Source organism: Blastococcus brunescens (assembly GCF_035320885.1).
GTDB lineage: Bacteria > Actinomycetota > Actinomycetes > Mycobacteriales > Geodermatophilaceae > Blastococcus_B > Blastococcus_B brunescens.
Genome location: NZ_CP141261.1, coordinates 2,480,479 through 2,495,066, shown reverse-complemented (window position 1 = coordinate 2,495,066; position 14,588 = coordinate 2,480,479). Strand labels below are relative to the sequence as shown.

The following is a 14,588-nucleotide window of genomic DNA, read 5'->3' as shown; positions in this document are numbered from 1 at the left end:
CGTCAGCTGGCCCAGGACGAAGAGCACGGCGGTGGTGGCGTGCCAGCGGACCCGGCCGGTCCGGACGGCGCGCACGTGGGCCGCGCAGACGGCGAGAGTGACGGCGATCGCCGGCAGGACGTGCATGCCGGTGTCGAACCAGACGGCGCTCTCGGTCACGGCGACGGAGAGGCCGATGAGCAGCAGCGCCACGACCCGACGGGTGGTGGACAGCCGCAGTTCCGTCATCAGCCACAGGCTCGCCGCGAGGAGGGCCGCGTCGTTGACCAGCACGATGGTCAGGCCCAGCGCGGGGAGAGGTCGCTGAACCGGAGCACGACGAGGTGGCCGAGCCGGTTGTAGGGGCGAAGTGCTGGAAGACGATCTGCGTCAGCGTCGTCCAGGAGAACCCGTGATCGCGCCCGGTGGTGAACTGGAGCAGGTCGTCGTTGCCGTAGTAGAAGCGGTCGGCCAGGAGGATGCCCGCGCCGGTCACCAGGGCGGCCAGCAGCGCTCCCCAGCCCGCCGCGCGTCGTCGGCGCGCGGACGAGGGTCGTGACCGCACCCGGTCCTCCGGTACGGACCGCGCCTCCCGGATGCCGGCGGAGGCGGTGTCGGTCAGGGGTCGCTCCTCGTGCGGGGACGGCACTGCCCGGGGAGGGCGGTGTCGTCCGCCGAGTCCCCGGTCCCTCAGACGGTAGGTCACCGCGGGCGCGGCGTGCTGCGGCCGCGGGGTGTCAGTCGCGGGGGCGCCTGCGGTCCTGGTCGGCGAGGAAGCGCTCGAACTCCGCGCCGATCTCCTCGGCGCTCGGCACCTCGCCGCCCGAGAGCAGGTCGGCGCCCTCCCGCGCGGCGGTGAACGCGTCGTACTGCTGCTCGAGTGCCGCCACGACGGCGGTGTTCTCGGGGGACCGGGCGATCTGCTCGTCGATCTCGGTGCGGTGGGCCTCTGCCGCCTCGCGCAGCGTCTCGGTCGGCAGGTGCAGGCCGGTCAGGCTCTCGAGGTGTTCGAGGAGGGTGAGCGAGGCGGCCGGATACGTGGCCTGTGCCAGGTAGTGCGGCACGTGCGCGGCGACACCGAGCGCGTCGACGCCGGCCTCGCCCAGGCGCAGCTCCAGCAGCGCCGAGACGCTTCCGGGGATCCGCATCTCGCCCCAGTAGACCGGGTACTGCTCGATGAGCTGGCGGCGGGTGGCGTGCGCGGTGACCGTGACCGGCCGGGTGTGCGGAACCGGCATCGGGATGGCCTGCAGCGCGACCACGGTGGTGACGCCGAGGCGCTCGACGAGTTCGGCGACGGCGGCGACGAACCGCTCCCAGGCGAAGTCGGGCTCGGCGCCGTGGAGCAGCAGGAACGTCGTTCCGGCGTCGTCCTCGACGGCGTGGAGCAGGATCTCCGGCGCGGCGAATCCCTCGTACCGGTCGCTGTTGAAGGTCATCCGCGGGCGGTGCGCCCGGTAGTCGACCAGGCTGTCGGCGTCGAACCGTGCGATGACCTCGTGCGGCAGGCCGGCCAGCAGGTGCGCGCCGGCCAGGGTGCCGGCGTGCGCGGCGTCGAAGTCGCCCGCCAGGTCGTGCACGAGCACCAGGCCGGCCCGCTCCTCGGGGCCGCCGAGCGCCGCCTCGCGGGCGAGGAAGGGCTCGGCCCCGGGGAGCAGCTCGACGAAATCCTCCGGTCGCTGCGGCACGTCGGACCTCCTGGCGTCGTTCGGGCGGTCGGTGCGGCCGCCGCCCCGGTGCAGCCGCCCCGGGGGCGGCGGCATTCCCGCCGCCTCCATGGTCCCCCGAGGGGTGGCTCAGCCCTCGGGGCGCTCGTCGGCCGGCGGCGCCACCGGCTCCCGGACCACCGCCGTGCCGGAGTCGTCACCGACCACGTCCGCGCGCGTCCCGTCGTCGGCGATCTCGGGGACTTCTCGTCGAGCTGGTCGCGGGCGTACCGGTACATCACGGCGATCAGCGCCGCGACCGGCACGGCGAGGAACGCGCCGATGATGCCGGCCAGGCTGCTGCCGGCGGTGACCGCGAGGATGACCACGGCCGCGTGCAGGTTGAACCCGCGCCCCTGGATGATCGGCTGCAGGACGTTGCCCTCGACCTGCTGCACGAGGACGACGATTCCCAGCACGATCAGGGCGGTGGTGAAGCCGTTGCTCACCAGCGCGATGAGGACGGCGAACGCGCCGGCCACGAAGGCGCCGATGATCGGCACGAAGGCGGCGAAGAACGTCAGCACCGCCAGGGGATCACCAGCGGGACGCCGAGGATCCACAGCCCGAGACCGATGAAGAGCGCGTCGAAGAAACCGACCAGGGCCTGCTGCCGGATGAACTCCGACAGCGTCGACCAGGTCTTGTAGGACAGCGCCGCGACGTGCTGGGCCGCCTTCGGCCCGGTCTGCGCCGAGAGCCAGGGGACCCAGCGGGGCCCGTCCTTGAGGAAGAAGAACACCAGGACCAGGGCCAGCACCAGGTTGACCAGGCCGCTGCCGACCGCGGTGGCGCCGGTGAGGGCGTAGCCGGCGATGTTCTGGGCGTTGCCCTGGATCGAGCTGATCGCCGAATCGACGGCGTTGCCGATCTGGTCCTCGCCGAGGTTGAACGGCGGGCCCTGCAACCACGCCTGCACGTCCTCCAGGGCAGCCGTGGCGGCGTCGGCGAGCTCGGTGACCTGGTTGGCCACCTGCGGCGCGATGGCCGCGATGATGCCGCCGAACGCGGCGAGGAAGGCGAGCAGCACGGTCACCGCCGCGAGCGCCGGGGGCCAGCGGTGGTTGCGGAGGAATCGGGTGAGGGGCCAGAGCACGGTGGCGATCAGCAGGCCGAGCACGATCGGCAGCAGGATGGACCAGAGCTTGCCGAGCACGTAGAAGAGGACGACGACGGCGGCGGCGACCAGCAGGAACTGGGCGGAGGCGATCGCGAGCGCGCGGCTGGCGGCTTGCATGCGGGGACCACGACCGTGGGTCGGAGCGGGGGACGTCGTGACGGCGGCCCGGCCCGGCTCCGGGGCGTCCTGCTGCTTCTCCGGCTCGCGCTCGGGGGTGGGACGGCCAGGGAGTCGGAGCCTCATGGGCCGATTGCAGCACAGAAGGCGCGAGCGGACCGGCCGGAAACGATCACTGTGAGGAAGTCGTAGCGTCGGGTCATGCCGAAGACCGCCACCGTCGACCGGGTGGACCGCGACTCCCTGCTGGGCTTCCTCCGACCGCGCCACCAGGCCGTGCTCGTGACCCGTCGCCGCGAGACGGGGTGCAGCTCTCACCGGTGAGCTGCGGAGTCGACGGAGAGGGGAGGATCGTGATCTCCACCTACCCGCAGCGGGCGAAGGTGGCCAACCTGCGACGGGATCCGGTCGTCTCGCTGTGCGTGCTGTCTCCCGACTGGAACGACGCCTGGGTCCAGGTGGACGGCGAGGCGGAGGTGCTGGATCTGCCGGAGGCACTGCAGCCGCTGGTCGAGTACTACCGGTCCATCAGCGGGGAGCACCCGGACTGGGACGAGTACCGGGCGGCGATGAGCCGGCAGGGGAAGTCGTTGATTCGCGTCACGATCACCGGCTGGGGGCCGATCGCCACGGGCGGGTTCCCGCCCGAGGTGGTCGACAAGCTCTGAGGCTTGCTTCGGCCCATGAAAGGTGTCAGACTTGCGGGATGCCGTACGTGCTGACCGTGGACCAGAAGGCGAGCCGGCGCAATCCCGACCGCGTCGGTGATGCGTTGCGCGACCTGGACGACGTCCGCACGCTGCTGGCGTTCGAGCGGACGGCCGGAGACGAGTTCCAGGGGTCCTGGCCGAGCCGGACGCGGTCGTCGACGTCGTCCTGCGTCTCGTCCGCGCCGGGAACTGGAGCATCGGGGTCGGGGCCGGAGCGGTGCAGACGCCGCTGCCGTCGACCACCCGGGCCGGCGCGGGACCGGCCTTCCTGTGCGCCCGCCGGGCGGTGGACGCCGCGAAGCAGCGGTCCGCCCGGTTGGCCGTGCGCGGTGCCGTGCCCGCCGACGCGTCGGACGCCCAGGCGGTGCTCAGCGCGCTCGCGCTCGTCGTGGATCGACGCAGCGAGCAGGCATGGGAGGCGATCGAGCTGGTCAGCGGCGGTCGTACGCAGGCCGACGCGGCCACCGTGCTCGGCATCTCCCGGCAGGCGGTCGGCCAGCGGCTGGCCGCCGGGCTGTGGGAGCTGGAGCAGGACCTGCGCCCGACGGCCGCGCGTCTCCTGACCCGCGCGGCAGGATAATCCGGCCATGAACGCTGCCGTGCTCGTCCTGCTCGGTCTGACCGCCGTCTGCGGGGTCCTGCTGACCACCCAGGGGAGCGCGTCCGCCCCGCGTGGGCCGCCGTCGTCCCCGGGCTCCTGCTCACCCTTGCCGGGGCGGTCGCGTGGGCCGGGGGAACGCGACCGACGGCCTCGTCGAAGCGGCGGCCGTCGCGGGGTTCCTCGCCGCCGTGGCGGGCGGCGGCCCGGTCGCCACCGCGGTCCTGCGCGTCGCCGACCCGGCGGCCGCGGGGGTCAGCGGTGGTCCGCAGGACCCGGAGATCCTCCGTGGTGGCGCCTGGATCGGCGTCCTCGAGCGGGCGGCGGTCGCGGCCACCCTGCTGGCCGGGTCGGCCGAGGGGCTGGTCGTCGTGCTGGCCGTGAAGGGGCTCGGGCGGTACGCGGAACTGCGCAGCCCCGCGGCCTCCGAGCGCTTCATCCTCGGGACCCTGGCGAGCGCGTTGTGGGCCGCGGCGTGCGTCGGTGTGGCCGTCCTCGTGCGGTGACCTCGCCGGAGGACGGGTAGGCCGGCCCGCGCGCGGGCAGGATGGGCTTCCGTTCCGTCATCCCTCCTGGAGGCCCTGTGTCCGAGTCGTCCGCAGCCGGCGCCGTGCGCAACCCCGACCTGCTCGGCATCTACTGCAACGACCACCTGGCCGCCGCCACGGGTGGGATCGAACTGGTCAGCCGGATGATCGGGGTGCACCGGGGCACCGCGTACGAGCCGCGCCTGGAGCAGCTGCTGGACGAGCTGCGGGAGGAGCGGGCCGGCATCCGGTCGTCGATGGCCGCGCTGGGGCTGCCGGTCACGCAGTACAAGCAGCTCGCCTCGTGGTTGGGGGAGAAGGCGTCGCGGCTGAAGCTCAACGGGCACCTGCTGTCCCGGTCGCCGCTCAGCGACCTGGTCGAGTTCGAGTTCATCTCGACCGCGGTGCTGGCCAAGCGGGCCGGGTTCGAGACCCTGCGCGAGCTCGCGGCCGTGGACGGCCGGCTCGACGCCGAGCTGCTCGAGCGCCTGATCGCCCAGGCCGACAAGCAGCACGAGTGGTTGGCCGACACCCGCCGCGAGGTGGCCGCCCGCGTGCTCGGGGGCAACCCCGGACCGGCCGACGAGGCGGCCGAGAGCTGACGCCTCGAGGAGCGCCTCGCGGCGCCCCCAGGTAGAACCGGGCACATGTGCCACGACCACGACAGCCGCCCGCCCGCACCACCCCGCAGCGGCGACGTCGCCGAACGGGGCGTCCTCACGCTCGCCTCCGCCGACGGGACCGCCTTCTCGGCGGCCTACGCCGCTCCCGCGCAGCCGGCCGGAGCCGGCGTGGTGCTCCTCCCCGACGTCCGCGGGCTGCACCCGTTCTACGTTGCCCTGGCCGACCAGTTCGCCCAGGCGGGCCTGCCGACGGTGGCGATCGACTACTTCGGCCGCACCGCAGGGGTGGCCGAGCGCGGGGTCCGCGACGCCGACTTCGCGTGGCAGCCGCACGTCCAGGCGGCGACGGCCGAGGGGATCGACGCCGACCTCGCCGCCGCGATCGCGTACCTGCGCGAGCGGGCCGGGGCCGACCTCCCGGTGGTGGCGGTGGGCTTCTGCCTCGGCGGCAGCATCTCCTGGAGACAGGCCGGTGGCGAGCTGGACCTCGCCGGCTGCGTGGGGTTCTACGGCAAGCCCTCCGTCGTCGGCGACGCGGCCGGCCGGGCACACCTGCCGACGGTGATGCTGATCGCCGGAGCCGACGCGGCGACTCCGGTGGCCGACCAGCTGGCGCTCGCCGACACCATGCGCGCGGCCGGTGCGGAGGTCGACGCGGTGGTCTACGACGGCGCACCGCACTCCTTCTTCGACCGGGCCTTCGGGGAGTGGGAGGACGCCTGCCGCGACGCGTGGGAGCACGTGCTGGCCCTGACCGACCGCGTGGCCCGGCGCTCGTGACCAGCGGCGGAACCCTGCCCGCCCCGCTGGTCCTCGGCGGCCGCGCTCTCCTCCTGCGGCGGGCGGCCGCCGCCGACCTCCCGGCCCTGGTGGCGCTGCTGGCCGACGACCCGTTCGGCGCCGCCCGCGAGGAACCCGGCGACCTGGCGCCCTACCGGCGGGCGTTCGACCTCGTGGACCGCGATCCCGCCCACACGCTCCTCGTGGTCGTCGAGGAGGACAGCGTCGTCGGCACGCTGCAGCTCACGCTCCTGCCCGGCCTCTCCCGCGGTGGTGCCCTGCGCGGGCAGATCGAGGCGGTGCGGGTGGCCGCCGGTCTGCGGGGTCAGGGGCTGGGCGCGGCGATGATCGGCTGGGCGGTGGAGGAGGCCCGGCGGCAGGGCGCCGCGCTGGTGCAGCTGACGACCGACACGAGGCGCCATGACGCCCGCCGGTTCTACGAGCGGCTCGGCTTCGTGGCCTCGCACGACGGCATGAAGCTCCTGCTGCGGAGCCCTCCTAGGCTGGTGCCGTGACTGGTGAGCCGATCGACCCGGGTGTTCTCGAACTGGCCGGGCGGGTCTTCGACCTGGCCCGCGGGGGCACACCGAGGAGCTGGCCGAGTACGTCGACGCCGGCGTCCCGGTGAACCTCACCAACGACAAGGGCGACACCCTGCTGATCCTGGCCGCCTACCACGGGCATCCGGGAACGGTGGGTGCCCTGCTGGACCGGGGGCCGACCACTCGCGGGCCAACGACCGCGGGCAGACCGCGCTCGCGGCGGCCGTCTTCCGGCAGTCGACCGAGACCGTCACGCGACTGGTCGCCGCCGGTGCCGACCCCGACGCCGGTGGGCCGAGCGCCCGGGCGACGGCGGCGTTCTTCGACCTGCCCGCGATGACCGAGCTGCTCGACGCGAGGTAGCGCCTCCATCGCCCGGGTGGGCACGCCCGGCACCATGGGGGCACGGTGTACCGGTACCACTCGGCGACCAGAGGGGAGGCGGGATGGCGGTCCGACCAGACGCACCGGGCACCGGTCCCGTCGCCCGCACCCACCCACGTCACGGGCCCGGACGTACGGGCGACATCCTCCCGGACGAACCCGGCGAGCGACCCGACGAGCCGGACGAGCGACTCGACGACGCCCCGTCCACGGGCGTCGCAGTCGGGGCCACCGCCGTCGAGTCCCCGGTCAGCCCGCCGGGGATCCCGCGGTGGTTCCTGCTCGTGGCCGGCTTGGCGGCGGCCAGCATCGCGGTGGGAGGACTGCGTGCGATCGCCTGGTTGGTCGCACCGGTCCTGCTCGCCCTGGTCGTGGTCGTCGCCCTCGCACCGGTGCAGAGCTGGCTGCGCAGGGTGGGCGTCCCGCGCTGGCTGGCGACGACGGTGCTCCTGCTGCTCGTCTGGGCGGTCCTGCTCGCCTTCGTGACCCTGCTCGTCGTCTCCGTGGCACGGTTCGCCGCGCTGCTGCCCGACTACGCCGGGCAGGCGGAGATCCTGATCAACGACGTCGTGCGGCAGCTCAACGACGCCGGCATCGTGTCGGGGCAGTTGTCGGACCTGGTCCGGCAGATCGACTACGGCCAGTTCGTCGGCCTGGCCACCGACCTGCTGGGGCGGCTGACCAGCGCCGCCAGCACCCTCGTGCTGCTGCTGTCGGCGCTGGTCTTCATGGCCATCGAGTCCAGTGGCTTCCCCGTCGGATGGCCCTCGTGGGGAGGACCGGCCGCACCTCCCGGTCGCGATGACGCTGTTCGCCCAGGGCACCCGCAGCTACCTGCTGGTCAGCACCGTCTTCGGCGCGATCGTCGCCGTCGGCGACTGGATCGCGCTGGTGATCATCGGCGTTCCCGCGGCAGGTTTGTGGGGGCTGCTGGCGTTCATCACCAACTACGTGCCCGCCATCGGCTTCGTCCTGGGCGTGGTGCCGCCGGCGATCCTGGGGCTGCTGGCCGGGGGCTGGGGCGACCTGATCGCGATCGTGGTCGTCTACTCGCTGCTCAACTTCGTGATCCAGACGCTGATCCAGCCCCGGTTCGTCGGTGACTCGGTGGGTCTGTCGATGACGGTCACCTTCATCGCCCTGCTGTTCTGGGGCTGGGTGCTCGGCGCGCTCGGCGCGTTGCTGGCGATCCCGCTGACCCTGCTGGTGAAGGCGCTCCTGGTGGACGTGGACCCCGGCGGGCACTGGCTGGACGCCCTGCTGCGCGAGGAGCCCCGGGCCCCACGCACGATGCGGGCCAAGCGGCGCATGCACGCCCGACGGGCAGCGCTCGCGTCGGTCCGCCGGGTGCACCATCCCCGCCGCCCGGTGCCGTCCTCGCACGTGGACCCCGAATGAGAAGCGCCGGTTCTCCTGGCGGCCGGTGACCCGGCCGGGCGTGTGCGGGCCCCGGTCCGTGCGCCGGACGGTGCAGTGCGGTAGACCTGGCAGGCCCGTTTCCGCGACAGAACCCGTTCCCACCAGGAGGTCCTCCCCGTGCTGGAGAGCATCGGCTATGCAGGCGCCTACACCGGGGTCGGCATCGCGCTCCTGGTCCTGGGCTTCTACGCCCTCGACCTGCTCACCCCCGGGCACCTCGGGCGGCACATCTACGAGGACCGGTCGATCAACGCCGCCCTTACCCTCGCCGCGGGGTTCCTCGGCCAGGGCGCCATCGTGTTCGCCAGCATCTGGACCAACGCCACGAGCGGCTTCGGGCAGGCGCTGCTCTACACCGTCGTGTTCGGCGTCCTCGGCGTCCTGCTCCAGGCCGTCGCGTTCCTGGTGCTGGACCTGATCACCCCGGGGAAGCTCGGCGCCCACCTGACCGACCGCGACTTCCACCCGGCCAGCCTGGTCAGCGCCGCGGTGCAGCTGGCGGTCGCGGCGATCGTCGTCGCCTCGATCTGGCCCTGACCACCGCCGCGTCCCGACCGGAACGGCCCTTCCGGACCGTGTGACGACGACGGCAGCGCCCGGCCGTAACGTGTCGGGCGCAGCTCTCGGCCCGTCGCGGGATGGATCCGCGCACGGCAGCCGGCATCCGATGCGAAAGGGAACATTCATGAGCGAGGCAAGTACCGCGACCCGGGTGGCGATCGTGACCGGGGCCGCGCGCGGCATCGGCGCGGCCACGGCCGTCCGCCTGGCGCAGGACGGGTTCGCCGTGGCGGTCCTGGACCTCGACGAGGCGTCCGCCAAGGGCACCGTCGAGACGATCGAGGCCGCCGGAGGCCGGGCGCTGGCCGTGGGCGCCGACGTCAGCGACGAGGCCCAGGTCGAGGCCGCCGTCGAGCGGATCGCGACTGAGCTCGGCGCCCCGACCGTGCTGGTCAACAACGCCGGCGTCCTGCGCGACAACATGCTGTTCAAGATGTCGTCGTCCGACTGGGACATCGTCATGAACGTGCACCTCCGCGGTGCCTTCCTCATGACGCGCGCGGCGCAGAAGCACATGATCGACGCCACGTGGGGCCGCATCGTCAACCTGTCGAGCACCTCGGCGCTCGGCAATCGGGGCCAGGCGAACTACTCCACGGCCAAGGCCGGTCTGCAGGGCTTCACCAAAACCCTCGCCATCGAGCTGGGCAAATTCGGCGTCACCGCCAACGCCATCGCCCCGGGCTTCATCGAGACCGAGATGACCAAGGCGACGGCCGAGCGCATGGGCATCCCGTTCGAGGACTTCATCAAGGGCGCGGCCTCGATGATCCCGGTGGCCCGGACGGGCAAGCCGGAGGACATCGCACACCTGGTGTCGTTCTTCGTCAGCGAGGGCGCCGGCTTCGTCTCCGGCCAGGTCGTCTACGCCGCCGGGGGCCCGAAGGCCTGACGGAGAACCCTCTGCCGTCCGCAGAGGAGCTCTCCGCGGGGCCCGGTCGCCATCGGTGCCGGGCCCCGCGCCGTTTCCCGTCCGAGGGGGTACGTGTCCGACAGCAGTGGCGTCGTCCGGGTCGAGCGCCGCGGTGCGGTGCAGGTCATCACGATCGACCGTCCGCAGGCGCGGAACGCGCTGGACGCCGCCGTCGCGCGCAGCGTGGCCGCCGCCGTGGACGAGCTCGACGCGTCCGACGAGCTGCGGACGGGGGTGCTCACCGGGGCCGGCGGCTTCTTCTCCGCCGGGATGGATCTCAAGGCCTTCCTCCGCGGGGAGACCCCGCGATCGAGGGCAGGGGGCTGTGCGGCATCACCCGCACGCCGCCGCGGAAACCGCTGATCGCCGCCGTCGAGGGCGGGGCGCTGGCCGGTGGGTTCGAGCTCGTGCTCGCCTGCGACCTCGTCGTCGCCGGCCGGGGTGCCCGGTTCGGCGTCCCCGAGGTGAAGCGGTCCCTGGTGGCCGCGGGCGGGGCGGCCCTGCTGCTGCCGCAGCGCGTGCCGCGCGCCGTGGCGCTCGAGCTGCTCCTGACCGGCGACCCCATGGACGCCGATCGGGCCGCGGCGGTCGGCCTGGTGAACCGCGTGGTCGACGACGGCGCCGCGCTGGACGCCGCGGTCGAGCTGGCCGGGGTCATCGCCGCGAACGGGCCGCTGGCCGTCGCCGCCACCAAGGAGATCGTGCAGTCGGCGCCTGCCTGGCCGGTCGCCGAGGCCTGGGCCCGGCAGGACGAGGTCGTCCGCCCGGTCTTCGCCTCGGACGACGCCCGGGAGGGATCCACCGCCTTCGCCGAGCGCCGCCCACCCGTCTGGCGCGGCCGCTGACCCCCGCCCCCGCCAGCGCCCCCCGCCAGCGCCCCCGCCGGCGCCCCCGCCGGCCCCGAATGATCAGGAGACCTGACCATTCCGGGTCCTCCCTCGTGGTCGACCGTGCGGGAGGACCCCGAACGATCAGGAGAGCTGATCATCGGGGAAGGCGCGGGGCGTGCCGGGGCGTTGGACCCGGTGTGACCCGCTCGTCCCTGCGCCTCGTCGTCCTCGGTGATTCCATCGCCTACGGCACCGGCGCCGCCCGCGCCGAGGACACCCTGGGCCGCCGTCTGCACGGGGCGCTGACCGCCGACGGCTTCTCCGTGGAGCTGCACGTCCTGGCCGTGCCAGGTGCGGTGTCGGCCGACCTGACCGCCCAGGTGGAGCGAGCACGCCCGCTGGACGCCGACGTCGCCGTCGTGGTGATCGGCGCCAACGACCTGGCCCGGTTCGTGCCGCCCGAGCAGGCCGCGGCCGCCCTGCGCGTCGCCGTCGGCGCGCTGCGGGAGCGGGGGACGGACGTCGTCGTCGTCCCTGCGCCCGACATGTCCTCGGTGCCGTTCGTCCCGCCCGCGTTCCGCCCCCTCGTGCAGGCGGCCTGCGCGCAGCTGCAGGCGCGCCAGGCCGCCGCCGTGGCAGCGGAGGGCGGGTCGGTCGCGGGCGTGGCCGCCGAGGTGGCGAGCGCCTTCGCCGCCGATGCGGCGATGTTCTCCGCCGACCGTTTCCACCCGTCGTCGGCCGGCTACGCCCGCATCGCGGCGGCGCTCGCGCCGGCGGTGCTCGCCGCTGCACGGGCCCGCCGGGAGGAGGCCGCCTGACGCGACGGCGACCCCGCGGGTCGGGTCAGCGCGCCGCGGGGACGGGGAGGAAGCGCGCGCCGAGCGGCTCGACCACCCGGGTGAGGACCGGTCCCGCGACGGCCAGGATCAGCACGTAGCCGGTCGCGATCGGGCCGACGTCGGCCAGCCCCGCGGTCACCGCGAGGCCGGCGATCACGATCGAGAACTCGCCGCGCGCCACCAGCGCCGTCCCGGCACGCAGCCGCCCCGGCACGGCCACGCCGTCCCGTGCCGCGGCGAACCAGCCGGTGCCGATCTTGGTGGCGACGGAGACGGCCGCCAGCGCGAGCGCCGCGGGGAGGACCGGCAGGATCGCGCCCGGATCGGTGGCGAACCCGAACGCGACGAAGAAGAGCGCCGCGAACAGGTCGCGCAGCGGGTTGAGGATGGCGCGGGCCCGCTCGGCGAAGGAGGCGGGCAGCGCGAGACCGACGAGGAACGCGCCCACCGCCGCCGAGGCCCCCAGCGCCTGCGCCAGCCCCGCGACGAGGAGCGTGAGGCCGACCAGCCGCAGCAGCACCTGCTCGTCGTCGTCGTGGGTGAGCAGCCGGCCCAGCCGGTGCCCGTGGCGCTGGGCGGCGACGAGCACCACGACCACCGCCCCGACCGCGAGCGCGATGCCGGAGGCCGCCGCGGTGGGGCCCTCGCCGGCCAGCGCGACCACCAGCAGCGGCAGGAACAGCGCCATGGCCAGGTCCTCGAGCACGAGCACCGACAGGACCGCCGGCGTCTCGCGGTTGGCCAGCCTGCCGAGGTCGCCCAGCAGGCGCGCGACGATGCCCGACGACGAGATGTAGGTGACCCCGCCCAGCGCCAGCGCCCCTGCCAGGGCAGGCCCAGCAGGAGTCCGGCGACGAAGCCCGGTGGTGCGTTGAGCACCAGGTCGACCAGCCCCGAGGGCGCGTGCCGGCGGAACGAGCTGAACAGCTCGGTCGCGGAGAACTCCAGGCCGAGCGTCAGCAGCAGCAGGACGACGCCGATCTCGGCCGAGGCCTCCAGGAACGGCTCCGCCGTGCTCAGCGGGACGACGCCGCCGTCGCCGAGCGCGAGGGCGGCGAGCAGCACGAAGGGCACCGGGGACAGCCCGAGCCGCCGGGCGGCCAGGCCCAGCACGGACAGCCCGAGGAAGAGCAGGCCGAGCTCGAGCAGCAGTGCGGCGACGTGGTCCACCAGGCCGGGTCCGGTCAGCCGTCGGACCGGCCGGCCAGCCGCCGTTCCAGCTGCTCCAGGCCGGTCGAGGAGCCGATGGCGACCACGACGTCACCGGCCCGGAGAGGGTCACCGGGGAGGGCGAGGGGACGACGTCGGCGCCGCGCACGATGGCGACGATCGAGCACCCGGTGAGCGTTCGGGCCCGCGTCTCGCCCAGGGTCCGGCCGGCGAAGGGTGACCCCGCGGCGATCGTGAAGCGCCCGGACTCCAACCCCGGGACCTCCCGGGAGAGGTCGGCGAACCGCTGCGTCAGCCGCGGGGCGCCGAGGACCTCGGCGACCGCGTCCACCTCCTCCGGCTCCAACCGGAACATCCCCGGGCACGGTCGGGGTCCCGCCGGTCGTAGACGGCGATCTCCGCGCCCCCTCGCGCTGGATGACGATGCCCAGCATCTCACCCGACCGGGTCCGCAATTCGTAGCGGACACCGACCCCGGGCAGCAGGGTCTCCTCGAGGTCCATGCCCGCATCGTCGCAGAGGCCACCCGGGCGTCAGGGGAGGCGGTCGGCCAGCAGCTCGGCGAGGTGCAGCCCCGCCGGTCGGCGAGCTGGTCGAGCTGCGTGCGGCAGGAGAAGCCGTCGGCGAGCACGACGGCGTCCGGGCCGAGGCCGTCGACCGCCGGTAGCAGCTGCTGCCCGGCGATGGTGACCGAGACGTCGTGGTGCCCGCGCTCCACGCCCCAGTTGCCCGCGAGCCCGCAGCAGCCGCCCAGTCGGGTGACGGTCGCGCCGGCCGAGTCGAGCAGCCGGGCGTCGGCCGACCAGCCCATCACCGAGGCGTGGTGGCAGTGCGGCTGGGCGACCACCTCCAGGCCGGCCATCGACGGCGGTGTCCAGCCGGGAGTGTCGGCCAGGAGCTCCGCGAGGGTCCGGGTGGCGCGGGCCACCCGCTCCGCCGCAGGCCCGCCGACCAGCTCCAGCGATTCGCTGCGCAGGGCCGCGGTGCACGACGGCTCGACCCCGACGATCGGGATGCCGTTCTCGGCCAGCGGAGCGAGCGCGTCGACGGTGGACCCGAGGATCCGGCGGGCGGTGTCCAGCTGCCCGGTCGTGATCCAGGTCAGCCCGCAGCAGGTGTCGGCGCCGGGGACCTGCACCCGGTAGCCGGCCGACTCCAGCACCCGGGCGGCGGCCCGGGCCACCTCGGGGGCGAAGTGGTCGGTGAACGAGTCCACCCAGAGCGCCACCGGCGCTCCCTCCCCGCTCGGCGCCGGCCGCGCCGCCCACTCCTGCCGGAAGGTGCGGGGGCGAACGGCGGGACCTCCCGGCGCTGGTCCATCCCGGCCGACATCTTGGCGATCCGACCGCCGAGCCGGGATCGCAGCACCGCGTTGACCAGCCGGGGCGCCCGCGCGGCAAGGTCGGCCCAGAACGGCAGCCGCCCCAGTGTGTAGTGCGAGAGGGGCGCAGCCGGCGGCGGTAGGACTGGTGCAGCACCTCGGCCTTGTAGGAGGCCATGTCGACGCCGGTCGGGCAGTCGCGGGAGCAGCCCTTGCACGACAGGCAGAGGTCGAGGGCGTCGTGCACCTCGGGGGACCGCCAGACGGTGACCGGCCCGCCCGGGGCGAGCATCTCCTGGAGGACCCGCGCCCGGCCGCGCGTGGTGTCCTTCTCCTCCCGGGTGGCCGGCCACGACGGGCACATGACGCCGCCCGAGGCCTGCAGGTCGGCGCGACACTTCCCGACCCCCGTGCAGCGGTGCACCGCCGCGGATAAGTCGCCGCCGTCG

Annotated in this window: 16 protein-coding genes and 7 pseudogenes; 16 read left to right on the top strand and 7 right to left on the bottom strand. The window is 74.3% G+C overall.

What is annotated here, in order from left to right; all coding sequences use genetic code 11:
* Positions 1-391 precede the first annotated feature (391 nt).
* On the top strand, positions 392-538 hold the full coding sequence (locus tag U6N30_RS16625; RefSeq protein ID WP_324273114.1) for a hypothetical protein: 147 nt from the start codon (positions 392-394) through the stop codon (positions 536-538).
* Positions 539-716: 178 nt separating this feature from the next.
* Here the strand turns inward: U6N30_RS16625 and U6N30_RS16620 are convergent, their stop codons facing one another.
* Entirely contained in the window at positions 717-1,514 is a 798-nt protein-coding gene (locus U6N30_RS16620) for a proteasome assembly chaperone family protein (RefSeq protein ID WP_324278340.1), read from the bottom strand.
* Positions 1,415-2,922: pseudogene (locus U6N30_RS16615) on the bottom strand (AI-2E family transporter). The gene U6N30_RS16620 and the pseudogene U6N30_RS16615 overlap by 100 nt, the downstream one beginning before the upstream one ends.
* Positions 2,923-3,123: 201 nt before the next feature.
* On the opposite strand from U6N30_RS16615, the gene U6N30_RS16610 reads away from it, so the two are divergent.
* The 15 genes and pseudogenes from U6N30_RS16610 to U6N30_RS16540 all read left to right on the top strand — a co-directional run bounded on the left by U6N30_RS16610 (position 3,124) and on the right by U6N30_RS16540 (position 11,627).
* On the top strand, positions 3,124-3,246 hold the full coding sequence (locus tag U6N30_RS16610) for a hypothetical protein (RefSeq protein ID WP_324273113.1): 123 nt from the start codon (positions 3,124-3,126) through the stop codon (positions 3,244-3,246).
* A 29-nt stretch (positions 3,247-3,275) separates the two neighbouring features.
* Positions 3,276-3,590, top strand: coding sequence for a PPOX class F420-dependent oxidoreductase (locus U6N30_RS16605; RefSeq protein WP_324273112.1), 315 nt, complete (start codon positions 3,276-3,278; stop codon positions 3,588-3,590).
* 259 nt (positions 3,591-3,849) lie between these two features.
* Positions 3,850-4,212 (top strand): hypothetical protein, encoded by a 363-nt coding sequence (locus U6N30_RS16600; protein WP_324273111.1) that lies wholly within the window; start codon positions 3,850-3,852, stop codon positions 4,210-4,212.
* A 143-nt stretch (positions 4,213-4,355) separates the two neighbouring features.
* The gene (locus U6N30_RS16595) at positions 4,356-4,736 is read left to right on the top strand and encodes a hypothetical protein (RefSeq protein ID WP_324273110.1); all 381 of its coding nucleotides are present in this window, start codon (positions 4,356-4,358) and stop codon (positions 4,734-4,736) included.
* 77 nt (positions 4,737-4,813) lie between these two features.
* Positions 4,814-5,359 carry a hypothetical protein gene (locus tag U6N30_RS16590; RefSeq protein ID WP_324273109.1) on the top strand — a complete coding sequence of 182 codons (546 nt, stop codon included), beginning with the start codon at positions 4,814-4,816 and terminating at the stop codon, positions 5,357-5,359.
* A 45-nt stretch (positions 5,360-5,404) separates the two neighbouring features.
* Entirely contained in the window at positions 5,405-6,160 is a 756-nt protein-coding gene (locus tag U6N30_RS16585; protein ID WP_324273108.1) for a dienelactone hydrolase family protein, read from the top strand.
* Positions 6,157-6,675: a GNAT family N-acetyltransferase gene (locus tag U6N30_RS16580; RefSeq protein WP_324273107.1), complete on the top strand. Its 519-nt coding sequence runs from the start codon at positions 6,157-6,159 to the stop codon at positions 6,673-6,675. The genes U6N30_RS16585 and U6N30_RS16580 overlap by 4 nt, the downstream gene beginning before the upstream one ends.
* 109 nt (positions 6,676-6,784) lie before the next feature.
* Complete coding sequence (locus U6N30_RS16575; protein WP_324273106.1) at positions 6,785-7,042, top strand: hypothetical protein; 258 nt, start codon at positions 6,785-6,787, stop codon at positions 7,040-7,042.
* A gap of 106 nt (positions 7,043-7,148) precedes the next feature.
* Positions 7,149-7,775 (top strand): annotated as a pseudogene (locus tag U6N30_RS16570) (AI-2E family transporter); the annotation flags it as partial.
* Between the two features lie 112 nt (positions 7,776-7,887).
* Positions 7,888-8,484, top strand: coding sequence for an AI-2E family transporter (locus U6N30_RS16565; RefSeq protein WP_324273105.1), 597 nt, complete (start codon positions 7,888-7,890; stop codon positions 8,482-8,484).
* Positions 8,485-8,622: 138 nt separating this feature from the next.
* Complete coding sequence (locus U6N30_RS16560; protein WP_324273104.1) at positions 8,623-9,042, top strand: DUF350 domain-containing protein; 420 nt, start codon at positions 8,623-8,625, stop codon at positions 9,040-9,042.
* Between the two features lie 148 nt (positions 9,043-9,190).
* Positions 9,191-9,958 carry a 3-oxoacyl-ACP reductase FabG gene (fabG, locus tag U6N30_RS16555; RefSeq protein ID WP_324273103.1) on the top strand — a complete coding sequence of 256 codons (768 nt, stop codon included), beginning with the start codon at positions 9,191-9,193 and terminating at the stop codon, positions 9,956-9,958.
* Positions 9,959-10,051: 93 nt separating this feature from the next.
* Positions 10,052-10,342 carry an enoyl-CoA hydratase-related protein gene (locus U6N30_RS16550; protein WP_324273102.1) on the top strand — a complete coding sequence of 97 codons (291 nt, stop codon included), beginning with the start codon at positions 10,052-10,054 and terminating at the stop codon, positions 10,340-10,342.
* Positions 10,343-10,386: 44 nt separating this feature from the next.
* Positions 10,387-10,824 carry an enoyl-CoA hydratase-related protein gene (locus U6N30_RS16545; protein ID WP_324273101.1) on the top strand — a complete coding sequence of 146 codons (438 nt, stop codon included), beginning with the start codon at positions 10,387-10,389 and terminating at the stop codon, positions 10,822-10,824.
* Positions 10,825-11,006: 182 nt separating this feature from the next.
* Entirely contained in the window at positions 11,007-11,627 is a 621-nt protein-coding gene (locus U6N30_RS16540; RefSeq protein ID WP_324273100.1) for a GDSL-type esterase/lipase family protein, read from the top strand.
* 25 nt (positions 11,628-11,652) lie between these two features.
* Here the strand turns inward: U6N30_RS16540 and U6N30_RS16535 are convergent.
* From U6N30_RS16535 to U6N30_RS16520, 5 pseudogenes are all read right to left on the bottom strand, one after another.
* A pseudogene (locus tag U6N30_RS16535) lies at positions 11,653-12,713 on the bottom strand (cation:proton antiporter).
* A 277-nt stretch (positions 12,714-12,990) separates the two neighbouring features.
* A pseudogene (locus tag U6N30_RS35485) lies at positions 12,991-13,173 on the bottom strand (cation:proton antiporter regulatory subunit); the annotation flags it as partial.
* A gap of 91 nt (positions 13,174-13,264) precedes the next feature.
* A pseudogene (locus U6N30_RS35480) lies at positions 13,265-13,321 on the bottom strand (cation:proton antiporter regulatory subunit); the annotation flags it as partial.
* Between the two features lie 527 nt (positions 13,322-13,848).
* Positions 13,849-13,980 (bottom strand): annotated as a pseudogene (locus U6N30_RS35475) (hypothetical protein); the annotation flags it as partial.
* A gap of 397 nt (positions 13,981-14,377) precedes the next feature.
* A pseudogene (locus tag U6N30_RS16520) lies at positions 14,378-14,503 on the bottom strand (hypothetical protein); the annotation flags it as partial.
* Positions 14,504-14,588 lie beyond the last annotated feature (85 nt).